Consider the following 24,414-nt stretch of genomic DNA (forward strand, 5'->3'; position numbering starts at 1 on the left):
GCTAAAAATTAGAAGTTCATTACTTTGTTTACAGCTTCAACAATATCTTTGTGGTTTGGTAACCATACGCTCTCTGCTTGAGAGAATGGGAATACTGTATCAGCAGCTGCAACACGTACAACTGGAGCTTCTAAGTTTAAGATTGCACGGTCGTTAATTTCCGCTACAACGTTAGCTGCAATACCAGCTTGTTTTTGAGCTTCTTGAACTACAACTACGCGACCTGTTTTTTCAACAGAAGCGATGATTGTTTCGATATCTAATGGTTGAACTGTACGTAAGTCAACAACCTCTAAAGAGATACCTTCTTTTTCAAGTTCTTCAGCAGCTTTTAATGCAGCGTGAACCATAGCACCGTAAGCGATAACAGATACATCTGTACCTTCACGTTTGATATCAGCTTTACCTAAATCAATTGTGTAATCACCTTCTGGTACCTCTTGACGGAATGAACGGTACAATTTCATATGCTCTAAGTAGATAACTGGATCGTTGTCACGAATCGCAGAGATTAAAAGACCTTTAGCATCGTATGGAGTAGATGGAATAACAACTTTTAGACCAGGTTGTTGAGCCACTAATCCTTCTAAGCTATCAGCATGAAGTTCAGGAGTATGAACACCACCACCGAATGGAGAACGAACTGTTACTGGAGCAGTCCAACGTCCACCAGAACGGTAACGCATACGAGCTAATTGACCAGAAATTGAATCCATTACTTCATAAACGAAACCGAAGAATTGGATTTCTGGAACTGGACGGAATCCTTCAAGTGCAAGACCAACTGCAAGTCCACCAATACCAGACTCTGCAAGTGGAGTATCCATTACACGATCTTCACCAAATTCAGCTTGTAAACCTTCAGTAGCACGGAATACACCGCCGTTTACACCAACGTCTTCACCAAATACAAGTACGTTAGGGTCATTTTTCATTTCAACGCGTAAAGCATCAGTGATTGCTTGAATCATTGTCATTTGAGCCATGGCTTACTTCGACTCCTTTTCTTTGTAGATTTCATATTGTTCAGCTAAGTTGTAAGGCATTTTTTCGTACATGATTTCCATTAAATCAGTTACTTTTTGTTTTGGAGCTTGGTCAGCCTTAGCAATTGCTTGTTTGATATCTTCTTTTGCTTCTTCGATTACTGTCTCTTCAACTTCTTGAGACCATAGGCCTTTAGCTTCTAAGAACTTACGGAAGCGTACGATTGGGTCTTTTTGTTCCCATTCGTTTTCGATATCTTTTGTACGGTAACGAGTTGGGTCATCACCAGCCATTGTATGTGGACCGTAACGGAATGTTAAAGTCTCGATTAAAGTAGGGCCTTCGCCATTTACTGCGCGCTCACGAGCGAAAGCAGTTGCTGCGTATACAGCTAATGGATCCATACCGTCTACTTGAATTCCGTAAATACCTGCTGCTACTGCTTTTTGTGCTACAGTTTTAGCTGCAGATTGCTTTTCTACTGGAGTAGAGATTGCATAACGGTTGTTTTGAACAACGAAGATTGCTGGAGCTTTGAATGCACCTGCAAAGTTCATACCTTCGTAGAAGTCACCTTGTGAAGCACCACCGTCACCAGTGTAAGTAATTGCAACAGATTTTTTACCACGTAGTTTCATACCTAACGCAACACCAGCAGTTTGGATGATTTGCGCACCGATAATGATCTGTGGAGCTAATGCATTTACATTCTCAGGCATTTGGTTACCCATGAAGTGTCCACGAGAGAATAAGAATGCTTGGTATAATGGTAATCCGTGCCATACTAATTGTGGTACATCACGGTATCCTGGTAAGATGAAGTCTTCTGCTTCAAGTGCGAAATGACTTGCTAATTGAGAAGCTTCTTGTCCAGCTGTAGGTGCGTAGAAACCTAAACGTCCTTGACGGTTTAAAGAAATAGAACGTTGATCTAATACGCGAGTATACACCATACGACGCATTAATTCTTTTAATTGATCATCAGATAATTCAGGCATAGCTGCTTCATTCACAACTTCACCGTTTTCATTTAAAATTTGTAATGTTTCAAATTGAGCTGCGATAGCTTTCATTTGCTCATCAACATTAAATAGGGTCTTTTTTGTTTTAGTACCCATTCCGTTCACCTCTTCCTCTCTTGAACCATATTCTGAAACGCTTTCACTGGCTATTTTCCAGTTTAAAAAGCGCAACGATGTAAACCAACATGTTTGTATGTCGGTTGAGAATAATTTTGTGTACCTAACAATCTGTACTAATGTTTTTTCAGAAACATATTAATACAATCTTGATCACGTTTTTTAGTTTACAACTATTCTAATTACGATGTCAATTACTTTGAATACGTTTTTTTATAAATAATATGCAGGTTTCTACTACACAAACGTGTTTTTATTTTTTACATCTGTATTAGTAAGCATTGACCTACTGTTATATTATTCCCTTTTTCACTTATTTTTTCTCTTAGAATAATATGTAAACGATTTAATTCTCTTTAGTTTTTCTCTCTTCGTAACAAAAATATACAAACTACTCTTCCTTTTTTAGGTAAATACCTATACATTTCTACCCTCTCTTCCATACATTATAGTAACCGCAGTATTAGCGGGAAATGATAAAGGAGGTCATCTCATGTACGGATACTCATATTGCTATCCAACTTGTTCATATCCTTCCTACGGTTATGGCGGTTCTTGTGGCGGGTCTGGACGCGGCTTCGCCTTAATCGTTGTGTTGTTTATTCTTTTAATTATCGTTGGTGCTGCTTGCATTCGCTAATTGTAAAACGAAACAACTATGGAAAGAAAAAGACGGCTTTGCCGTCTTTTTCTGTTTATCACATACATAACTACTCTATAATAGAACGATTTTCAAAATGCCTTCCCTTTCTTGCCGATGACTTTTTCCATCTCCTTTGGTAGACTAAAGAGGAAAGGAGAGATTACATATGCTTACAATGAAAGATGTTATTCGCGAAGGAGATCCTATTTTGCGCAACGTTGCAGAAGAGGTGTCCTTACCGGCAAGCGAAGAAGATACAACTACCTTAAAAGAAATGATTGAATTCGTAATAAATAGCCAAGATCCTGAAATGGCTGAAAAATATAGTTTACGCCCTGGAATCGGATTAGCGGCTCCGCAAATCGGTGTTTCAAAAAAAATGATTGCAGTTCATGTAACCGATGCGGATGGTACATTATATAGCCATGCATTATTCAATCCAAAAATCATTAGCCATTCTGTTGAACGTACATATTTACAGGGTGGTGAAGGCTGTCTATCTGTAGACCGCGAAGTACCTGGTTATGTTCCTCGTTATACAAGAATTACAGTAAAAGCAACTTCTATTAACGGAGAAGAAGTAAAATTACGTTTAAAAGGTTTACCAGCAATCGTATTTCAGCACGAGATTGACCATTTAAATGGCGTTATGTTCTATGACCATATCAATAAAGAAAATCCTTTTGCCGCTCCTGATGATTCCAAACCTCTAGAGCGATAATAATAAAAAGGCGGAAGTTAATCTTCCGCCTTTTTATTATGAAATGGGTTCCATATTCACTTATAGCAATCCAGCCCACTTTAGTCCATGATATATACCGTCTTCATTAACATCCTTTGTCACATGATTTGCAAGTTTTTTCAAGTCTTCATGGCCATTTCCCATCACAATACCTGTGCCAACGGCTTCGATCATTTCTAAATCATTTAAGCCATCTCCAAATGCATACACTTGATCACGATTAAAACCTAACTTTTCAATGTATTTCTCAATTCCTTTTGCCTTAGAACCACCATTCGGAATGATATCCATTGAATATGCATGCCAACGAATAAAATGAAAATCTGGATAATGATTAATAAACTTTTCCTCTTCATTTACTTCACAAAAAAGTAGTGTTTGATAAATATTACGTTCCTCATAAAAATTAGGCTCATATGCTGGATGCTCAAAGTTTAAGCTTCCAAAGCCTTCTTTCACATAATCATGATATTCCACTGATGCTCTCATATCTTGATGGTCAAGATATACAAGTGGATATCCTTCTTGTTTTGCAAACTGAGTAAACTTATGTAAAGCATCTGGATGTAACGGATTATTAAATATTACCTCATCTTCAAAGACAACATATTGTCCATTAAAACTAACATAATTATGTATATCAAGTTCCTTACGAATATCTTCGAACATAAATGGCGCGCGCCCTGTCGCAATTGCTACATGTACACCTTTTTCTTGTAACTGTTTTACTGCATCTCGTGTAGATTGCGGAATTTTTTTATCATGATCTAATAATGTTCCATCAATATCAAAAAAGACAATTTTATCATTCATTTGTCAAAATCCTTTCTGGCACTCTATATTCCTATTTTGAATATCACTTTTCAAATTCTAAAAAAAAGTATAACATATTAAACATCTGTGAAGAAAGCGTTCCCTTTCTGACCTTATTTGTAAACTTTGCATATATATATTAGTAAAACATGTAGATACTTGTTCGTATGAATTTTCTTTTCCATTCTTCCTCATACTATACCTATAACTAACGGCTACTGATCGTTACTATAGAATAACTTTCACTGTATGGGAAAGGACAAGATTCACCATTCACTTTTGTCCTATCTCTTATATCAGAGATAGAGTTTTCACTAGTAATAGGCATGTTTAAAATAAGGAAAGGAAGGAGTAATCATGCTGAAGAAGCTGAAGAAAAAGCTCAAGCGTTATTTAAATGGTCTAGTCCGTAAAAAGACAGTCGCTTAAATTGTGCCCATTTCGGGCTTTTTCTTCATTCTCATTCGAAAAAACATGAAAATCGTGACTGTTTGCTTTATAATAAGTAACAGATAATGCAAAACATAGACAAGGAGAGGTTTTCCAAATGATTTTTAAAGTATTTTATCAAGAAAAATTAACTGAGGTTCCAGTACGTGAAAATACAAAAGTTTTATATTTAGAGGCTACGTCTGAAAAGGATGTTCGTACAAAATTAAATAAGTTCGCATATAATATCGAGTTTGTTCAGTCTGTTACTGGCGCTCATCTTGAATATGAAAAAGAAAACGCTGATTTAACATTAGCGGAAATCGTATAGCGATATGAAATTTCTAAAAAACGACCAAGTTGCTGTATTTGCTCTCGGTGGGCTTGGTGAAATCGGTAAAAATACATACGCTGTTCAATTTCAAGATGAAATTATTATAATTGATGCTGGAATTAAATTTCCAGAGGACGAACTTCTCGGAATCGATTATGTAATACCAGACTACACTTATTTTGTGCGAAACGAAGATAAAATTAAAGGGTTATTCCTTCCACATGGTCACGAAGATCATATCGGCGGAATCCCTTACCTATTACGTCAAGTGAACATTCCAATTTACGGCGGAAAATTAGCAATTGCACTCATCAAAAACAAATTAGAAGAACACGGCTTACTTCGTAAAGCAAAACTTTACGAGATTCAAGAAGATGACGTTATTAAATTCAAAAAAACGTCTGTATCCTTCTTCCGTACAACTCACAGTATTCCAGATTCGTACGGCGTTGTTGTGAAAACACCTCAAGGTCAAGTTGTTCATACAGGTGACTTCAAATTTGACTTCACACCAGTTGGTGAACCAGCTGATTTAACAAAAATGGCTGAAATCGGTAAAGATGGCGTACTATGTCTATTATCTGATAGTACGAACAGTGAAGTTCCAAACTTTACTATGTCTGAGCGTCGCGTTGGTGATAGCATTCAAGACATTTTCCGTAAAGTAGAAGGACGGATTATATTTGCAACCTTTGCATCAAATATTCACCGCTTACAACAAGTTGTTGAAGCTGCTGTTGAAAACAACCGTAAAGTAGCTGTGTTTGGTCGAAGTATGGAAGCAGCGATTGAAATTGGACAAAACCTTGGTTATATTCGTTGCCCGAAAGATACATTCATAGATGCATCTCAACTAAACCGCTTACCAGCTAATAAAGTTGTTATTTTATGTACAGGTAGTCAAGGTGAACCGATGGCAGCACTTTCACGTATTGCAAACGGTACACACCGCCAAATTCAAATTATTCCTGGAGATACAGTTGTTTTCTCTTCTTCACCAATTCCAGGAAATACAATTAGCGTAAGTCGTACAATTAACATGTTGTACCGCGCTGGCGCTGATGTAATTCATGGGAAACTTTCAAATATCCATACAAGTGGACACGGTGGACAAGAAGAACAAAAGTTAATGTTACGTCTAATTAAACCGAAGTACTTCATGCCAATTCATGGTGAATATCGTATGCAGCGTATGCACATGAACATAGCAAATGATTGTGGCATCCCTGAAGAAAATTGCTTCATTATGGATAATGGCGATGTTCTTGCTTTACGTTCGGATGAAGCTAGCGTAGCTGGAAAAATCCCATCTGGTTCGGTCTACATTGATGGAAACGGTATTGGAGATATTGGCAATATCGTATTACGCGATCGTCGTATCCTTTCTGAAGAAGGACTTGTAATTGTAGTTGTAAGCATTGATATGAAAGAATTTAAAGTTGCAGCAGGACCTGATATCATCTCACGCGGTTTCGTTTACATGCGTGAAAGTAGCGATTTAATCAATGATGCACAAACATTAATTACAACTCATTTAGAAAAAGTAATGGAGCGTAAAACAACACAATGGTCTGAAATTAAAAATGAAATTACAGACACATTAGCTCCATTCCTATATGAGAAAACGAAACGTCGTCCAATGATTTTACCAATCATTATGGAAATATAAGAAAAAGGACAATGCCATGAAGGCATTGTCCTTTTCTTTTCTCTTATCTTAAAAAGTGTTTAAATCGATCCACTTCATCGTCATGACCAATGACAATTAATATATCTCCTGCTTGAATATTCTCCGTAGCTCGAGGGGATACGATAACTTCTTTGCCTCGTTTAATTGCTACAATATTCAATCCAAACTTCGCACGAATATCTAATTCAATTAAAGAGTGCCCATCAATTTTTTTATTCGCAATAATCTCTACAATACTATGCTCATCTGAAAGCTCAAGGTAGTCTAGCACATTGCTTGATGCAATATTATTAGCAATCCTTTTTCCCATATCACGTTCTGGATGCACAATATGATCTGCACCTATTTTACTTAATACTTTTTCATGATAATCATTTTGAGCTTTTACAGTAATATTTTTTACACCCAACTCTTTCAAAATCAAAGTCGTTAAAATACTTGAATTTAAATTATCTCCAATAGCAACGACTACGTGATCAAAATTTCGAATACCAAGGCTTTTTAATACCATCTCATCTGTTGAATCTGCAATTACAGCATGCGAAGCTATATTTGCAAATTCATTAATTTTATCCTCATCTGAATCGATTGCCATTACTTCCATTCCTAATTGAGCTAGTTCTCGGCAAATACTTCCACCAAAGCGACCAAGTCCAATGACAGCAAATTCTTTTTCTTTCTCACCCACGGGAATTCCTCCAATAACTTCAAGTACTATTTATTTTCAGTGTAACACACTTTATATGCGTCACAAAAACTGTAATTAGCTCTTATTTTTGTTTTTGTATATAAAAATATTGTTGCAAGTAAAAAGCGATACCAACAAGTAGCATAGCAAATACAAATATATTTCCAAAAGAACTAAATGTTTCAAAAACGAATAATAATGTTTCTTGACCAAAAAAGGCAAATAGAAGCTGTGTGAATGCAAATAACAACGCCCATATGTAATGATGTTGATGGAATAAATAATGCGTTGCACCTAAAAAAGCAATAAACGAAAAGATAAAGATCCACCAATTTTCTAAAAATAGTTGCCAATTAGAAAATTGATATCCATTTACTAATATCGCAATAAGCGCGATAACTACCATCGTCGGCACACTCCAAAATAATGCCCGTCCTCTAAAGAAACGAGTGCCTTTAACATCTCCTTTTTCATGTGCAATATATGTTAGTACTACTGTGCTTATATACAAAACAGAAAGAATTGTTAAAACGATAATAAGCCAAAAATGTAATTGATAATATTCATGCTCTATATTTGTCACGATTGCAGCTAACATGCACGGAATTAACATTCCCGTCCAACCATCTACTTTTCTTTCATTCCAAAAGACCGTATTACCAATCCTTATTCCTAACAACATAAAAATAATGATACCCAATACAAATAACGTAGTTTTATTCCCTACTAAACTCGTTGAGAAAGCAATTAATCCAATAAATAAAAAGAGCACAAACCCATTCATAATTTCTAGTACAGGTGATAAATATCTCTTCACCCATTTGTATGTTTCGTCATATTCATTATTATCTACTAGACGATAGGCATAAAAACTTATCCCAAAATAAACCGCCGCAATAATAACATACGCATATAAGACGAAACATAAAATCGCACTGCTAATTTGCACGTAATTCCCCACCCTTTTTTCTATGTTTCACATTGATTTTACACACTTTTCATACTAAAAGTAAACATATATAAGTTAGTCAAATAATTAATAATGAGCAGTGGCTAAACCCCCTGCTCATTATTAAAACAGTACAATTAACTTTAATTCTTCCATTTGTATGTCAATGTCTAAAATCAATCTATACGAGCGTTACTTACACCTCAGAACAAAAAGTTTTTTGGAACCTTCAAGAAAGTGGAAGTTTTATTTTCTATTCCCTTTCCACTTTACATATTGGCTTAAAAATGTAATTGCCTTTTCAATCACTTCTTCGTCTGGTTTTAATTTTGCATGATGTAAACCATATTCTGAATTTACTCCAAGCCAAAACATAAATCCAGGGATTTCTCGAAGCATATAACCAAAATCTTCACCCGTCATTGCCTCAGTACATGTAATAACATTCATATCAGTTTGTTTATGTACAAATTCCATAAACTCTCTCGTTAACTCTTCATGGTTATATACTTGATGATACATTGCTCCGTAATCTATAATCACCTCACACTGGAAAGAAGCTTCGATGCCTGCAACAATTGACTCAATTCTGCTTTTTACACGCTTCATTGATTCCACTGATAATGTTCGAATCGTTCCTTCTAAACGAGATTTTTCTGCAATAATATTTTGAACCGTACCACCAGTAATTTTCCCGATTGTAATTACTGCACTATCAAGAGGATTTACATTGCGACTAATAACGGATTGAAGCTGTGTAACAAGATGACTCGCTGCAACAATCATGTCATTTGCAGTATGTGGATAGGCAGCATGGCCACCTTTCCCTTTTAAATCAATATATAATTCTGAAGTATTGGCAAATAACAGTCCTTCTTTCGTTGCAATTGTCCCCACAGCGTATTCTGGTGCAATATGAAGACCAAGAATTATATTCGGTTTCCATTCTTTTAACTCTTCACTTTCTAACATAGGAAGAGCACCGCCTGGTCCTTCTTCTGCTGGCTGGAATAGAAATACAAGGTCATCATCTATTCTTTCGCTCACAGCTTTCGTTAGAAGGCCTAAACCGATTGTTGTATGTACATCATGGCCACATGCATGCATCATTCCTTCATGAATAGAAGCAAACTCGTATCCAGTTTCCTCTGTAATTGGTAAACCGTCTATATCTGCACGATAACCTATTATTTTTTCGGGATTTTTTCCATTTACTTTAACGATTACACCCGTTTTCCATGTCTTCACTTCCACAAATTCATGAGAAAGTGTTCCTATATAATCTAAAATATACTGTTGTGTTTTCCATTCCTTAAATCCGATTTCTGGAATTCTATGTAGATCTCTACGAATTTGGACAAATTTGCTTACTGTCATTTTTGCACCTCTATCTATAAAAAGCGTAAGAGCCCATTTACGCTCTTACGCTTTTTTTACTTTTTATTTCTCTGGGTTTAATTGACGAAGCTCTTGTTTAATTTCTGTTTTTGCTTTTGTCTTCTCATCAATTTCTTTAATTACACGTGCTGGAGTACCTGCAACAACTGTGTATGGAGGCACATCTTCTGTTACAACAGCTCCCGCTGCTACAACTGCACCTTTACCTACTGTAACACCCTCTAAAACAACTACATTTGCACCGATTACTACATCATCTTCAACGATAACTGGTTTTGCAGAAGGTGGCTCAATAACACCTGCAAGTACAGCACCTGCACCTACGTGACAGTTTTTACCGACTGTTGCACGTCCACCAAGTACTGCGTTCATGTCGATCATAGAACCTTCACCAATTACAGCACCAATGTTAATTGTTGCATTCATCATAATTACAGCGTTGTCACCAATTTCAACATGGTCACGAATAATAGCACCTGGCTCGATGCGAGCTTTAATACCTTTTAAATCAAGCATTGGGATTGCAGAATTACGACGATCGTTTTCTACAACGTAGTCAACGATGTGCTTATTATTCTCATCAAGAATTGTCTTAATTTCAGACCATTCTCCGAATAATACACCTGATTTTTTATTCACAAATGCTTGTACTGTTTCAGGGAATGTTACTTCTTTTAAATCCCCTTTTATGTATACCTTTACAGGAGTTTTCTTTTCACTTTTTTGAATAAACGAAATAATTTCGTTAGCGTCCATCATTTTCATTCTTGTTGCCTCCTAAATCCATTTATAATGTTACTCTACCAAACGAAAGAGCGAGTAGCAAGATAATAATCTTATTTTCCCCTTTGAATTTCTTCTATAATTTCTAAAAATGCTTGTACTTGCTTCAACTGCCTTGCCGAGTCACTTGTTAACAACCATGTTTCTCTCGTCAGTTGAACAGGTGTTTTATACATATTTTCCTGTACTTCCTTTAAAACAGTAGAAGGTAAAAGGGCATAACCTATACCATTTAAAACAAGTTGTTTACATGTTTCAATTTGGTCAACTACAATCGTTCGCTTAGGCGGATTAGAAAATAAACCATACCACCAATTTTGTATTTGTCCATAATAAGTCGAGTCACTTTTAAATTGAATGAACGGCCTATTTGTTTCTTTTAACATCGAAATATCTTTTATTTCTTTATCAACTAAATACAGTTCATCTTCAAATAATTGTTGCTTCTGACCTTTATATTCTTGTGTTCCCCTCAGTATAGCAACATGCACGTCTCCTTCATAAAACTGCTTTTGCACTTCACTACTCCATCCAGTAAACAGCGATATCTTTACAGAAGGATATTTATGCACAAACTTTTTCAAAACAGGAGGGAGCCAATATTGACCAATAACTGATGCAACAGCTATTTTTAACGTTCCATGAGTTTCCGTTCTGAAAACAGCCAGCTCACTTTTTATATCTTCTTCCCTTTGCAACATTTCTTTGGCATAATTTGCAACTTTTTCCCCTTCAGGTGTAATTGTCAATCCTTTTTGTGAGCGAATAAAAAACTTCATTCCCCATTGTTTCTCCATAGATTGTAATCGTTGACTCAGCGCAGGTTGGGAAACAAATAAACGTTCCGCCGCTTTTCTCATATTTGATTCCTGAGCTAACACAACCATCATTTGAAAATCATCAATTTGCAACTTTCTCCCTCTTTCCTTAGCTTCCATACACCTTATTTCAATAAGCTTTTCATCCTTAATTTACCCGAATGCTTTCATTCAGAAAATACAATTGTCCAGCACAAACTTTCCTTATGTTTTATGTCTTTTTAAATATAATACATACACAAGTGATATGCACGAAAAAAAAGTGACTTCTTCGTTTCTATGAAGTCACTTTTTTCACTTTATCGATTATGTTGCCTTACTTTCTTATTCAACAATTTTAAAATAGCCCGACGTGTTAAAATCCCCTCAAAATAGCCTTCTTCATTAACAGCGCAAATAAAAGGATGATCAATTGTCATTTCTAAAGCTTTTGCAAATGAATCGTCTAATTTAAGAACAGGTATATCTTCTTTCATCACCTGCTCTACTTTCATATCATCGAGCCTTTCAAACTCAATACGTTCTAATCCTAACATACCATCTAATATCATGGCAGTACTAATCAAACCATGTAGTTTATACATTGGATCTAAGACAGGTATCGCTGAATATCCAGATTTTACAAGAACGAGTAAAGCATGTTCTAAACTATTTCCAATTTGGACATGAGCTACTTTTTCCGATGAAATCATTAAATCCTTCACAAGAATTTGTTGAAATTCGTCTTTCGGAATACTAATCATATTACATCCCCCATTTTCCCTTTTTCCTGCTTATGTTCACAACTCTATTCACATTTTATGACAGCGTTTTCATATTATTATTTTGTCCTAAATTTATTTCAATAAAAATACAATCACACAGCTATTTTAGCATACCGCACAAAAAAAAGACTACCATTCCGGTAGCGCTTAATACCCTTTATTTTTTAATCTGTAAAATCACCTTGTGATTTTTTTATATTGCATCACATCTGTCTGTTTCAAACCATTCTCAATATCTGTAAGTTCCACAGCTAAAATTTCACTTGCGTAATTTTGCTGAAATAAAATATCTAGTAGTAAACTTTCTTCTTCCTTCGTTAAAACAACTTCCCTTTGCATATACCCCTCTCCTTACACTCGCATCGTTACTCTTATTATATAAAAAATTCAACCTATTTAATAGATGTAATATTCAGTTTTCGTTTAAAGATATGTAACAATCGTACACATACAAAAAAATCATTTCGTATATCGATTTGCATAGCTAAACGCCGCATAAGCATCCGGCTTAATTTTTGCAGTTAATCCCATCGCTCGAATTTTTTCTGTCATATCTAAAATAAATTCTTTTGTTAAGCCATCATTCCCAATGTCTAAATGAATTTCCATTATGAATCCAGCCCCATCTTGAGCATAAGGATGCAATAACTCCCATATTGTTTGTATATGAGTAGGCGTAAATAGACATGCGATTTCTTGACTAAACTGCGTTTCTAAATATATTTTCTCACGTAAGGTCGCTGGCTTATCTTTTACTGATCTATGGTGTAAACAACCCCAGGCACCTTTTCCAACACGATGAATATGGATTGCTGTAATAAACCTCGTATCCTTTTGATGCGCTTGCGAGTCTGTCCCAATGGATAATCGATACAAATTTCGCGGATCCTTTTCAATGAAACTACAAATACGGTTAAAGACCATATCAAAATTTAAATGTCTCTCTGAAACATTGTAAAATTTATGTGCACCGTCCACAGAGTCACGTCCTTTCAATTAGACAGACTTTTCGTATTCTCATTGTATGGGACAAAAACTAAAATTATAACTTCCTATCCTTTATTCGTTTCAATATTTCGAATTACAAAGTGACAAACTTGGCACGTATAAATTACATTTTGATTAGATTGAGCCGTTAATACATGAATAATCTCAGCAGAACTTTGACAATTAGGACAAATCACAACTGGTAAACGTTCCATACGATAACCTCCTAGTTATATTTCTCCCGCTATTTGCAAAACCCAGAGATAGTGAGAAGTTTAGCTTCACATATTCACCCGGTTGACGGGACTAATTATCCACATGGATAAGCAAACTTGCACGGATTAAATTTTCATTTTAATACCATTGTAGGAAAAATAAAAAACTTCTATACATTATGCTAGAAAGTAATAGAACTAAAAAAGGTACTGCCATGTGGCAGTACCTTTTTTATATGTATCAAGAAATGATATCGTAAATCTCAATTGCAACCATGTCGATATTATCGAATTGATATACTTGAGGTTTTTCACCTTGTTGATACACTTCTAACTCATACATTTCACTTTTATCGAAAAATTTCACGCTACATTTGCGCTCACCGTTCACTTCAAAATAGCGTTGTGCTACTTCACCGCTTTCAGCTTGTTCTTGTAGACTAACAAGTCGAGTTAAAATTCCTTGGAGTAGAGACATGAAATCTCTCCTTTCTCTGATCTTCCTACCAATAGGTTTTACAGCTATACTCATTCTATCCGTCATAACAGAAAAAATGTTCCACACTCTAGGATAAAGGTTATTGGCCAGAAACTCAACTAAAAATTTGTCGAAATGCGAAGGAAAAAATAGAAAGAACATATTTCTCCTTCATTATTGCGGTTTTTATACTGGAAGAATATAATAAAAAACAGAAAAAAGGAGGAATTACAATGAAAAAAATTGAGGTTTATACACAACCCGATTGTCCGCCATGTGTTATTGTAAAAGAATTTTTGAAGCATAATAACGTTGCATATGAAGAATTTGACGTAAAAAAAGACGCTGCTGCTCGCAATCGTCTTTTATACGACTATGATTCTTATTCAACTCCAACAGTCGTAATTGATGGCGAAGTAGTTGCAGGTTTTCAAATTGAAAAGTTACAACAACTACTCAATATAGAATAGGAATAGGTAAATACCTATTCCTATTCTTATCCCGCTATTTGTAGGTAGTAAAACTCCCACCCACTGATTAAAAGTTTCACTTTATAATTGTTGCAACCTTTTTATTTCAGTTAAAAGTTCCTGACTTTCATGATATCCTGCTAACTTCCATTTATCTTGATCCCTTTTCAATGTTACAATTTGATATTGTCCACTTTTTGTCCGCTCATATACATATAAATTTTTATGTTCTTCATCATACGACATTTTCGTTTCTGAATTAAAAGAAAACGGTGCTTCTTTTGCCGGAAGTAAATATTCACCACTTTGTTTATCACTTCTGCTATTTTCATCTGTAAATACTTGAAGGAAATTATCTGTAAAATACGGTGATAACGTCTCTATCATCTTATTCATCGGCAAATGCTTCCCACGAATTGAAAACTGGGTTTCATAGCCTTTTTGTATCGTTGTAAATACTTCTTTCCGATCGACTTCCACTTCCTCTTTTCCTAAAACAGTCGTAACACTATAACCAACTAGAAAGGCAACACATACAAATAGAACAAGCCATATTCCATATTTCCTCATTTTTTCACCTTCCTTTTAAAAGAACTTGTCTTTGTAGTATTCATTGTAACAATGATTATGCAAAGAAAGGACAGATTTCGTTCGTAAAATCTTTACAACGATAGACAGCATTTTCATCACCATTTTCACTATTACCAATTTATGATAAAAACAAACAAAAAATGCACGAATCTCTTCGTGCATTAAAATAAAACATCTTCTTCATATAAATATTCATAAGATAAATCTATAAATAAAAAGTTGTCATCATCAATCGGGAAAGAAAATGTTCGTACCATTTCTCCCGTTTCAATATCTGCATATAAATCTGAAAGCCTCGCCTTATTCTCAAAACGCATTTTCATTATATTCTCGAGAAAATACGGGCGCCAGCTCCAGTTCTTCATATAATAATCCGGCATCACAATCCATTCTCCATCTTTTTTCATAACATTTCCTGATTGTTGGAAACCATCTTCATTACAAATAAATATACGAAAACTACACTGTGATACACTTTGACTAAATTGTAATAACCAATCATTTATATCTTCATTCTTTTTTTGTTTTGATAAAACATCGCCAATGCGATCGCGTAACATCTCTGTTAAATTATAAATTTTTTGTAACTTCTTCTTTTCATGCTGAATAAACTGATGACATTCATTACCTAGTCGCTCTTTCAAAACATTCGTTTCAATAAAATCAGGTAAACATTCTTTTAAATAATTACCTTGATAATATCTTCCGCCGTTCTTCCAAGCATATTGCAGTTGATAAAAAGCATCTATTTCTTCATATAATAAAGTTGCACCAATTCTTCTAGCAAGTAATGATAAAGAATATAAAATATCTTGATAAGATTGTAAAAGTGCTGTTTGCCTTAAGTTCGTTAAATCTACTTTTAAAATATCAGGTGCTAACACGCTAATACGCTCTAAATTACTTGTACCCGTTCCTACTTTATTAATCGAAATTTGAATACCATATGTACGATAATACATAAGCAAATGATTAAATTGCTCTATATCTTCTTTACATTCATGCTCTGTAATCTCTAAAACAATTTGTTTTAAATTTAAACCTTGTTCTTCATACCTCAATAAAAGTTGAAGCAAGCTTTCATCATCATCATTCATTAATACATTAGCATTCCGATGTATAAATAATAATAATTTTTGATCGCTTTCTAAATAACGATTTAAAGCTTTTTCTACTATAATATTATCCGCTTCCAATTGAAATTCACTTGGAATCGAATCATCGTGAAAGAAAGAAGCTAAACTTTGTATGCCCTCTTCTGTTTGAATACGTCCTACTACTTCATATCCAATTACAGTATGCTCATCAGCACTAAAAATAGCTTGATAATAAGGAAGGACTTTATCCAAGTTACTCATTACATCTAATGCATCTATCAACGTGCTTCCCTCCCTTTACTTTTCAAAAATTATAACATGATATTTACGGAAAAATAATAAAAAATCCCTTCAGTTTTCCTGAAGGGATTAGAGGGGTAAAATGCTAAGGGGAATTAGCAATTCTACTATGAAGAAAAAAGAGGTCTTAAATATAACGTATATATGACCTCTTGTAAACACTTTTCTTTCATATGTCACAATTCCGTCACATTTAACCGTAAAAAAATGAATCAAACATTCATTTTTTTATCCCTTTTAAAATGGATATTGATGTAAATGTTGTCCTCCATCCATTGTCATGCAAGTTCCATTTATGTACGCAGCTTCATCTGAGCATAAATAATAAGCTAGACCAGCGATTTCTTCTGGCGTACCCAGCCTTCCAAGCGGAACACTTTGTATCGTACGCTTAGCCATTTCTTCTGAAATCCATAATTTATCAGCACCGCCCGTACGTTCAATTGGTCCTGGAGCGATAGCGTTAACTCGTATTCCATATTTACGTCCCCACTCAACAGCGAGCGTCTTCGTCATCGCTAATACTCCTGCCTTCGCTGCAGCCGAATGAATAACTCCTGGACCTGCATCCCATGCATATGTTGCTACCATGTTAATGATATTCCCTTTTATACCTTTTTCAATCCAATATTTTCCGACAGCATGGCTACAGTAAAATGTACCGTTTAATACAATATTAATGACCGAATTCCACCCATTCACGGATAAATCTTCTGCTGGACAAATAAAGTTTCCAGCTGCATTATTTATTAAAACATCAATTCGACCAAACTTCTCATCAATCTGTTCAATCATTTTCTGAATGTCATCCGTATTTCTTACATCCATTTGTACAGGTAATACTTGCCCTGGAAATTGTTCAATTTCCAACTTTGTTTCCTCTAGTTTTTCTTTTGTACGTCCTGTAATAACAACTCGTGCCCCTTCTTTTGCAAAGCGAGTCGCCATTCCTTTTCCCATTCCACTCGATCCACCTGTTATAATAACTACCTTTTCTTTCACATACATCCCCTCCAAAAAAATGAATACACATTCATTTTATCACTTTATTTAATAGAAATCTTTATATTTTTAAACTTTTCTGATATTTTAATGTAAAGAACTTTCTTTTTATTCATTTTTTTCGTAATCTATACTAATTTTTTATTATGTAAAGTATATTTTTAAATAAACTGAAAGGAGATTTGAGTAGCCTGTAAATGGAATAAAAACATTGAGGTATACTCATATTTTTATGACGCACATTACAAGAAGAAATTTTTTAAAAATTGGTATGCGTACTTGTCTCTATTCATTTATAACCAGTGGCATCGGATACTACTATGCTAAATATATAGAACCCCATTTCATTTCTTTTACACAGCACACATTAAAATCACAACTCATCCCAAAAAGTTTTCATGGTATGAAAATTCTTCAATTCAGCGATTTACATCTCGGATACTATTTCTCGCTTCAACATTTATCTCAAGTTGTTTCTAAAATTAATGCTGTAAATCCAGATATTGTCCTTTTTACCGGAGATCTCATTGATAATTATCAAACGTATACTGACACTCCTTTTGTCGCGTCCATTTTAAAAAATATACAAGCCCCCTTCGGTAAATTCGCTATTTATGGTAACCATGATCACGGTGGATATGGAACTGAATACTATGAGCACATCATGCGTGAATCAGGATTTGAACTATTGCTAAATAGTAAAAAAAGAATTCGTCTAATGGATAATAGTGAAATTTCTATTTTCGGTCTCGATGATATACTACTAGGCAAACCAAAAATAGAGAAAACATTACAACATGCACGGCAAAATACTTATAACATCGTTCTTGTTCACGAGCCAGATATCGCGCCGCAAATTTCCAAATATCCAATCAACTTGCAACTTTCTGGTCATAGCCATGGCGGACAAGTACAAATTCCTTTTTTAGGGGCTATTATTACACCATCACTCGCCAAAGACTATATTGAAGGCTTCTATACGATGCAGGATTTAACTCTCTATGTCAATCGAGGCCTCGGAAGAACACGTGTCCCATTTCGTTTCATGTCAAAACCTGAAATCACAATTTTCACACTCCAACATTCGTAATAATTCGCCTATTTTCTTACATATCCTTTCTTGTACGCGCTCATCCATGTTTCGTTTACCATATGATAAAAGTGAGTCCAATAAAGGAGGTATGTTCATGTATCCATATTATCAACCAATTCCAGTCCGTTCAGCACCTATTGGTCCAGTAGGCGACTCACGCTTCTTCCCGTTTTTTGGCGTTCCCTTTCTAGCTGGAATTGCTGGTGGATTGCTCGGCGGAGCATTAGCTTTCGGCCCTCGACCATTTTATCCACCTTATCCACCACCTTTCCCGCCGCCAGCACCTTATCCTTGTTACGGTGGACCATGTCAGCAACCCTACTATTACTAGGTTAAAGTAACGATTCTTTCAAATATTATTCTCTCAACGAGCCATCTCATTACACGCTTATAATAAAACTATTGTTTCTACTCATCCTTCTATTTTTGGAGCATATGAGTAGAAAAAAGTAAAAACCTCTTATGGACATAAGAGGTTTTTACTTTTTTTCATTATTCAGCGTCTGTATTTTGATACGCCATCTTAAACAACTTCACTTGGCTATCAATTTCTTCTGTACTACCATTAATAACATAATAGTAATCACCATCTTTATTTTGTTCACGTGTTTTCACATTATCAGCTAATATAAGCTGTAAAATCGCCTTAATTCGTGCCTTCATTTCAATATCTAATATCGGGAAAGATATTTCCACTCGCTTCTCCATATTTCGCGTCATCAAATCAGCTGAAGATAAATATATTTTCTCCTCCCCATTATGATGGAAATAATAAATACGGCTATGTTCTAAATATCTTCCAACAACACTAACTACACGAATATTTTCACTTACATTTGGAATACCAGGTCGTAGGCAACATGTTCCTCGAACAATGAGCTCTACCTTTACTCCAGCTTGTGATGCTTCGTACATTTTTTTTATTAACGGTTTATCTGTTAATGAATTCATCTTAGCGATAATATATCCATTTCCATATTGCCTATGATAACGGATTTCTTCATCTATTAAATCCATAAATTGCTCTCTTATATCAAATGGAGCAACCGATAAATGATGAAAATGTGGCTTTGTTGTATAACCACTTAAATAATTAAAGAAATTGGTTGCATCGACCCCAAAATCTTTTCTTGATGTAATATATCCAAAATCAGTATATAACTTCGCTGTTGCATCATTATAGTTCCCCGTTCCGAGATGTACGAACCTTTCGATTTTTCCGTTTTTTCTCCTTACAACTAGCGTAATTTTACTATGTGTTTTCAAGTGACTGACACCGTAAATAACATGACAGCCTGCCTGTTCCAATTCTTTAGCCCAGTGAACATTGTTTTCTTCATCAAACCTTGCCTTTAATTCAACTAATACCGTCACTTGTTTTCCCTTTTCAGCCGCTATCTTTAACGCCTGAATAATCGGTGAATCACCACTTACACGATATAACGTTTGTTTAATCGCAAGTACATTCGGATCGTCTGCCGCATCACGGACAAAATCAACTACCGGCTGAAATGATTCAAAAGGATGATGTAATAAAATATCATGCTCAATTGCTTTTTCAAATACATCTTCTTCATCACCTAAATCTTGAGGCGGTTGCGGAATAAGAGCTGGATATACAAGATGTTCATATAAAGGAGCTAGTTTTTTATATAAAGAAAACAAACATGTTAAATCTAATGGGCCATCCATTATATATACATCTTCATCTTTTACTTCCAGAACCTCATATAATAATGCTAATACTCTTTCATCAATGTGTTCTTTCCCAACTTCTAAACGTACAGCAGCCCCCCACTTACGCTTTTTTAATTCTTTTTCAATTACCTTTAATAAATCTCTCGCACCTTCTTCATGAATCGTTAAATCTGCATTGCGTGTAATACGGAAACGAGTAACAGATGATACTGTATATCCCGTAAATAATTTATGAGTAAAGCTACTAATTACGTCTTCTAATAAAATAAATTTATGCTTTTGCCCTTCACTCGGTAAAATTATGAAGCGCTCAAGTAATGAAGGAACTTGCACAATCCCTAACTTCGTCCTGTTTTCTTCTTCTGCTTGCTTCTCATCATATAAAAGAGTAGCCAAATTCAAACTTTTGTTTAATAACATTGGAAATGGGCGATATGCATCAATAGCTACAGGAGTTAACACCGGAAAAATTTGCTCGTCAAAATACTCTTCTATAAATTCTCGCTGCTCTTTCGTCAAATCATTGAATGTTAAACGTTCAATTCCCTCTAACTCAAGCGCTGGTAATACATAATTTTTAAATGTATCATATTGTACTGTCATTAGTGCATGGGCTTTTATCGCAATTTTATTTAATTGCTTTTTCGGTGTTAAGCCAGCTTTATTTTCTGGTTGATTAAATCCAGCACTCACTTGATCCTTTAATCCCGCTACACGTACCATAAAAAATTCATCTAAATTCGAACTAAAAATACTAATAAATTTCAATCTTTCCAAAAGTGGATTATTTGCATCTTGCGCTTCTTGTAAGACACGTTCATTAAATGCTAACCAACTTAACTCTCGATTATTGTAATAAGCTGTATCATTTAAATTTACTGCATTCCCCTTCAATAATTCCATTCTCTTCACACTTCCCCTTGAAACTTTTTTACTATAATTTAGTTAATTTCATTTTATCAAATTACAATATTACAAAGTGTAAATTTTTCGTAAAGACATCCGTACAACCCTAATGTTTTAGTTCAAATAATAAATTAATATTCGTTTTTAATACTCTTTCTAACTGTTTTTTTTGTTTTTCAGCTTGTACTTTTTCTGCTAATGCCGATTGTTCACATAAAACTTTAAACGTTAATCCCTCTTCGCTTTCTGTTATAGATATGGTATCAATAAGCGATCGTTGCCTTACATTTAAAGTAGCTGAAAATTGTAAAACAGCTCCTAACAGGCGGATTTTTTTTTGTTCGCTTTTATCAAACCAACCTTCAAATGGAGATAAATGTTGTTTAAATAACATTTTTGATTTATACGATGCAATAAGCGCTAGCCTTACTCGATCTTTATGCATCATGCCATCAATTGTCTTATTCGCTAATAAATAAAACGTATGTAAACGGCTTGCTTCTTCGTCTATATATTTGCCTATATTAAATACTTTCGCAGCTTGATGGAACACTTCCCAGTCTTTTACTGACATAGAAATAAGCCCTATTTCCTCAAGTTGTTTGCAAATTAGTCTTCCATGTTTAATAAGTTGAATAACAAATTCCATGTCCATTTCGTATTCATGTGATAGTAAATGCAAACTTTCTTCAACTACGTTCGGATAATATGAAATCCCCAAATCTTTTGTCAACTCTTCATAGAAAACACCTTCTCTTAACCCTTTTCTACTTAATACAAATGCCGGTGCCACTATAACATGAACAAGTGTATGAAATACTTCAACCGCTGGAATAATCGTATCTGCTCGATCTTTTGCTAATCCTTCCAATTTCTGAAGTTCTATGAACGACAATTTTTCCAATTCCTCTTTTACACTTTCAACATCTTCTTCTTTCATCTTGTATAAATGTAATCCTGCTATAGGATAACATATTAAATTTTGATGGATTTTTACTAAGTTCCTAGCACTACCACCAATTGCAATAAGAGGCAATTTCTTATTGATTAACCATGGTAACGTTCGAAATTGAAACTCTAAATACTGTTGCATTCCCTCTAACTCATCTTTAGTAGGAATATCACCTTTAATAAATTGTTGCTTTAAAGAAAGTGCCCCAAAAGGAAAACTATGGTACTCTAAAATCTCTCTATTTCTAAAGTATGTAACTTCCGTACTTCCCCCACCAATATCTACCGTTATTCCTTCTGAAAACGATGTAGAATTCATAACCGCCAGGTATCCGTAACGCGCTTCCTCATACTCTGATAATACTCTAAGAGTAAAGTCCGTTTGTCCTTCAACAAGCTTTTTAATTTCCTCTTGATTCTCCGACTGTCTAATTGTTGCTGTTGCAACACAAAGTACATGATGCAACTGATGGAATCTTGTACTTTCTTGAAATTGAAATAATGTCTGTAATAATACTTCTATTCCCTCTTCATTCAATACACCATCAATTAAGTAATTCCTTAACCTAGCAACAACTTTCGTATTTTCAATCTCTTTATAAAAACCTCCATTTTGCTTTTCATAAATAACTAAACGCATTGTATTAGATCCAATATCTATAATGGCATACTGTTGTTTTAATATTTCTTTCAAACTTCTCACTCTTTCATTATCAAATTTCAAAAACATATTCTATGACTATTATACAAAATAGTTGTTTTTTGTAACAATATTGCTTTAATATTGAAAATATATACAATCACTTTTTGCGTATAATAAATACCTATTTTATTTATGGTATAATAATGAAAAATTGAAAGGAGATTCAATATGAAACCTTCACAACCACAATCTCAATTACAAAACCAACATTCTATTAATCGACTAGCTCAATCTATTTTCGTTGTGAATCGTCATGCTAAAGCAGCTACTAATCCTAAATATTTATACTGGTTAAAAAAGACAGCTTTAGAACGTTTGATTGCTGAAAAAAAAGCAATTAAAGAAGGATTGCATTTTTCTAGAAACCCACGTTTTAGCCAACAACAATCTGATGTCCTTATACGTTTAGGCGATTATTTTTTCCACATCCCTCCTACGAAAGAAGATTTTCGAATTCTACCGCATCTTGGTCATCTTGAATCCTCCTATCGAAATCCGAAAACAACCTTATCTTTAACAGTAGCAAAAAAAACACTTCAAGATTATATTGGTCCTGAAGCATTAAAACAAGAAAAAAAATTAAGTGAGCCTGTTCCATGGTATAGTCGTACTTATACAAAAAAATAAAACAGTTTGGCCAAGTGTAGGCCAAACTGTTTTATTTTTTCTCTTCTTTAATTTTAATATTTGCTTGTTTATAAAAAGCTACTTTTTCTGTATTATAAGACTTTGTAAATTCATTAAATTTATCTTTTTCTGACTCAATATCCTTATAAGATTGATTTACTACTTTTACTTTTTCACTAATATCTTTTAATTTAGTACCTTTATCTTGTAACATTGTATATAACTCTTTTTCTTGTTTTAAAGATTTGTTATAGCTGTCATACATTTTATTAAATGAATCGTGGCGTTTCTCATACGTGCTTTTCACTTTATCAGCTTGATCTTTCAATTTCTTATCTTCAATTTTCTTCACATACTTATCAGCTGACTTCACTTCTTCTTGCGCTTTATTTAAAACTTCTTTTTCTTTTGTAAGCACTTTTTCTCGTTCAGTTGTATTTTTCACTGCTTGATTCAGTTTTTCTTTAACAGTTTGATTATTATCTTTTCCTTCTTGAACAATCTGGTTATATAATTCTTGTCCTTCTTTCTCTAAAGTCTCAAGTTTTTTTGCATCTTCAAACATTGTTTTTTCTTGTTTAGCAGCGTTTTCAAACGCTACATATAATTCTTCTTCTGGTTTCGGACCGAAACAACCGGCTAATAAAATCATTGATAATGTAGTTACAATTGCTAATTTACTATATTTCAACATCTCTTCCTCCTACTTATAAACGACCATCGTGTAATATAAAAAAGTTATAAAATATGTAATTGTTCTATACACTCGCATCTTTTTTACGAAGATCATTAATATTGTTTGTACAAATTATTACTTGATATTACATTATTCTTTTTGAATTATTTAGCAATTCCATATCCATTTTTAAGTATACTACTTCGTGTTTTTTAAGGCCTGTTCACACTATGTATTACTTTAATATCCACGGAATTTCACCTCAGTCTTAATAAGACTATAATAGTTCACCTGATAAAAGGTGATCGCTCCGCTCTCACGTCTATCATTCCCTTTCCAGCTTTCTATCAATTAATCTCTTTGTTCATTTTACACAGTACAATCGATATCTCGCAACAACTTACAAATATTCTTTTCATTTCCTAAAAAGGAAAAGTGTAGAG

At 34.4% G+C, this 24,414-nt stretch carries 27 protein-coding genes; 8 read left to right on the forward strand and 19 right to left on the reverse strand.

Going from position 1 to position 24,414, the window contains the following annotated elements:
* Positions 1-8 precede the first annotated feature (8 nt).
* Both pdhB and pdhA read right to left on the reverse strand, forming a co-directional pair.
* A complete protein-coding gene (gene pdhB, locus BC_RS19810) occupies positions 9-986 on the reverse strand; it encodes a pyruvate dehydrogenase complex E1 component subunit beta (RefSeq protein WP_000068168.1) in 978 nt (325 codons plus the stop codon).
* Between the two features lie 3 nt (positions 987-989).
* On the reverse strand, positions 990-2,105 hold the full coding sequence (gene pdhA, locus BC_RS19815) for a pyruvate dehydrogenase E1 component subunit alpha (RefSeq protein ID WP_000536895.1): 1,116 nt from the start codon (positions 2,103-2,105) through the stop codon (positions 990-992).
* A gap of 514 nt (positions 2,106-2,619) precedes the next feature.
* Here pdhA and BC_RS19820 point away from each other — a divergent pair.
* The gene (locus BC_RS19820; RefSeq protein WP_000274562.1) at positions 2,620-2,766 is read left to right on the forward strand and encodes a YjcZ family sporulation protein; all 147 of its coding nucleotides are present in this window, start codon (positions 2,620-2,622) and stop codon (positions 2,764-2,766) included.
* Between the two features lie 169 nt (positions 2,767-2,935).
* Positions 2,936-3,490 (forward strand): peptide deformylase, encoded by a 555-nt coding sequence (gene def / locus BC_RS19825; RefSeq protein ID WP_000957048.1) that lies wholly within the window; start codon positions 2,936-2,938, stop codon positions 3,488-3,490.
* 60 nt (positions 3,491-3,550) lie between these two features.
* Here def and BC_RS19830 read toward each other — a convergent pair whose 3' ends face one another.
* Complete coding sequence (locus BC_RS19830) at positions 3,551-4,324, reverse strand: Cof-type HAD-IIB family hydrolase (protein ID WP_000998268.1); 774 nt, start codon at positions 4,322-4,324, stop codon at positions 3,551-3,553.
* Between the two features lie 547 nt (positions 4,325-4,871).
* Between BC_RS19830 and BC_RS19835 the strand changes: the two genes are divergently transcribed.
* Together BC_RS19835 and rnjA are read left to right on the forward strand one after the other, a co-directional pair.
* Complete coding sequence (locus tag BC_RS19835) at positions 4,872-5,084, forward strand: DNA-dependent RNA polymerase subunit epsilon (protein ID WP_000576435.1); 213 nt, start codon at positions 4,872-4,874, stop codon at positions 5,082-5,084.
* 4 nt (positions 5,085-5,088) lie between these two features.
* Positions 5,089-6,756 (forward strand): ribonuclease J1, encoded by a 1,668-nt coding sequence (rnjA, locus tag BC_RS19840; RefSeq protein WP_000670379.1) that lies wholly within the window; start codon positions 5,089-5,091, stop codon positions 6,754-6,756.
* A gap of 43 nt (positions 6,757-6,799) precedes the next feature.
* Here rnjA and BC_RS19845 read toward each other — a convergent pair whose 3' ends face one another.
* The 10 genes from BC_RS19845 to BC_RS19885 form a co-directional block, all read right to left on the reverse strand.
* On the reverse strand, positions 6,800-7,465 hold the full coding sequence (locus BC_RS19845) for a potassium channel family protein (protein ID WP_000504032.1): 666 nt from the start codon (positions 7,463-7,465) through the stop codon (positions 6,800-6,802).
* Between the two features lie 82 nt (positions 7,466-7,547).
* Positions 7,548-8,414 carry a cytochrome c oxidase assembly protein gene (locus tag BC_RS19850; RefSeq protein ID WP_001167324.1) on the reverse strand — a complete coding sequence of 289 codons (867 nt, stop codon included), beginning with the start codon at positions 8,412-8,414 and terminating at the stop codon, positions 7,548-7,550.
* Positions 8,415-8,660: 246 nt separating this feature from the next.
* Positions 8,661-9,791, reverse strand: coding sequence for an N-acetyldiaminopimelate deacetylase (locus tag BC_RS19855; RefSeq protein WP_000218674.1), 1,131 nt, complete (start codon positions 9,789-9,791; stop codon positions 8,661-8,663).
* Between the two features lie 63 nt (positions 9,792-9,854).
* Complete coding sequence (dapD, locus tag BC_RS19860) at positions 9,855-10,577, reverse strand: 2,3,4,5-tetrahydropyridine-2,6-dicarboxylate N-acetyltransferase (RefSeq protein ID WP_000783241.1); 723 nt, start codon at positions 10,575-10,577, stop codon at positions 9,855-9,857.
* 71 nt (positions 10,578-10,648) lie between these two features.
* A complete protein-coding gene (locus tag BC_RS19865) occupies positions 10,649-11,533 on the reverse strand; it encodes a LysR family transcriptional regulator (RefSeq protein WP_002026259.1) in 885 nt (294 codons plus the stop codon).
* Positions 11,534-11,712: 179 nt separating this feature from the next.
* Positions 11,713-12,156, reverse strand: a complete 444-nt coding sequence (cbpB, locus tag BC_RS19870; protein ID WP_000623579.1) for a cyclic-di-AMP-binding protein CbpB — start codon at positions 12,154-12,156, stop codon at positions 11,713-11,715.
* A gap of 198 nt (positions 12,157-12,354) precedes the next feature.
* Positions 12,355-12,516, reverse strand: coding sequence for an antirepressor AbbA (gene abbA / locus BC_RS19875; protein ID WP_001188691.1), 162 nt, complete (start codon positions 12,514-12,516; stop codon positions 12,355-12,357).
* A 120-nt stretch (positions 12,517-12,636) separates the two neighbouring features.
* Positions 12,637-13,155 (reverse strand): ribonuclease H-like YkuK family protein, encoded by a 519-nt coding sequence (locus BC_RS19880; protein WP_000348489.1) that lies wholly within the window; start codon positions 13,153-13,155, stop codon positions 12,637-12,639.
* 74 nt (positions 13,156-13,229) lie between these two features.
* Positions 13,230-13,379, reverse strand: a complete 150-nt coding sequence (locus BC_RS27740; RefSeq protein WP_000440540.1) for a hypothetical protein — start codon at positions 13,377-13,379, stop codon at positions 13,230-13,232.
* Between the two features lie 241 nt (positions 13,380-13,620).
* A complete protein-coding gene (locus tag BC_RS19885; RefSeq protein WP_000055151.1) occupies positions 13,621-13,857 on the reverse strand; it encodes a YkuJ family protein in 237 nt (78 codons plus the stop codon).
* 233 nt (positions 13,858-14,090) lie between these two features.
* Between BC_RS19885 and BC_RS19890 the strand changes: the two genes are divergently transcribed.
* Positions 14,091-14,327: a glutaredoxin family protein gene (locus BC_RS19890; protein WP_000717875.1), complete on the forward strand. Its 237-nt coding sequence runs from the start codon at positions 14,091-14,093 to the stop codon at positions 14,325-14,327.
* Between the two features lie 81 nt (positions 14,328-14,408).
* Here BC_RS19890 and BC_RS19895 read toward each other — a convergent pair whose 3' ends face one another.
* From BC_RS19895 to fadH, 3 genes are all read right to left on the reverse strand, one after another.
* Complete coding sequence (locus BC_RS19895; protein WP_001233804.1) at positions 14,409-14,897, reverse strand: DUF3993 domain-containing protein; 489 nt, start codon at positions 14,895-14,897, stop codon at positions 14,409-14,411.
* Between the two features lie 182 nt (positions 14,898-15,079).
* The gene (locus BC_RS19900) at positions 15,080-16,297 is read right to left on the reverse strand and encodes an EAL domain-containing protein (protein WP_000564306.1); all 1,218 of its coding nucleotides are present in this window, start codon (positions 16,295-16,297) and stop codon (positions 15,080-15,082) included.
* A 255-nt stretch (positions 16,298-16,552) separates the two neighbouring features.
* Positions 16,553-17,317, reverse strand: a complete 765-nt coding sequence (gene fadH, locus BC_RS19905; protein ID WP_000660913.1) for a 2,4-dienoyl-CoA reductase — start codon at positions 17,315-17,317, stop codon at positions 16,553-16,555.
* A 232-nt stretch (positions 17,318-17,549) separates the two neighbouring features.
* Here fadH and BC_RS19910 point away from each other — a divergent pair, with 232 nt between their 5' ends.
* Together BC_RS19910 and BC_RS19915 are read left to right on the forward strand one after the other, a co-directional pair.
* On the forward strand, positions 17,550-18,407 hold the full coding sequence (locus tag BC_RS19910) for a metallophosphoesterase (RefSeq protein WP_002026257.1): 858 nt from the start codon (positions 17,550-17,552) through the stop codon (positions 18,405-18,407).
* A gap of 97 nt (positions 18,408-18,504) precedes the next feature.
* On the forward strand, positions 18,505-18,741 hold the full coding sequence (locus tag BC_RS19915; RefSeq protein WP_000283738.1) for a hypothetical protein: 237 nt from the start codon (positions 18,505-18,507) through the stop codon (positions 18,739-18,741).
* A 161-nt stretch (positions 18,742-18,902) separates the two neighbouring features.
* Here the strand turns inward: BC_RS19915 and BC_RS19920 are convergent, their stop codons facing one another.
* Both BC_RS19920 and BC_RS19925 read right to left on the reverse strand, forming a co-directional pair.
* A complete protein-coding gene (locus tag BC_RS19920) occupies positions 18,903-21,011 on the reverse strand; it encodes a polyphosphate kinase (protein ID WP_000421678.1) in 2,109 nt (702 codons plus the stop codon).
* 109 nt (positions 21,012-21,120) lie between these two features.
* Positions 21,121-22,695 (reverse strand): Ppx/GppA family phosphatase, encoded by a 1,575-nt coding sequence (locus tag BC_RS19925; protein WP_002195772.1) that lies wholly within the window; start codon positions 22,693-22,695, stop codon positions 21,121-21,123.
* A gap of 141 nt (positions 22,696-22,836) precedes the next feature.
* Between BC_RS19925 and BC_RS19930 the strand changes: the two genes are divergently transcribed.
* Complete coding sequence (locus BC_RS19930) at positions 22,837-23,295, forward strand: YkyB family protein (RefSeq protein ID WP_000804864.1); 459 nt, start codon at positions 22,837-22,839, stop codon at positions 23,293-23,295.
* 31 nt (positions 23,296-23,326) lie between these two features.
* Here BC_RS19930 and BC_RS19935 read toward each other — a convergent pair whose 3' ends face one another.
* The gene (locus BC_RS19935; RefSeq protein ID WP_000922498.1) at positions 23,327-23,989 is read right to left on the reverse strand and encodes a YkyA family protein; all 663 of its coding nucleotides are present in this window, start codon (positions 23,987-23,989) and stop codon (positions 23,327-23,329) included.
* Positions 23,990-24,414: the final 425 nt, after the last annotated feature.

Source organism: Bacillus cereus ATCC 14579 (genome assembly GCF_000007825.1).
GTDB lineage: Bacteria > Bacillota > Bacilli > Bacillales > Bacillaceae_G > Bacillus_A > Bacillus_A cereus.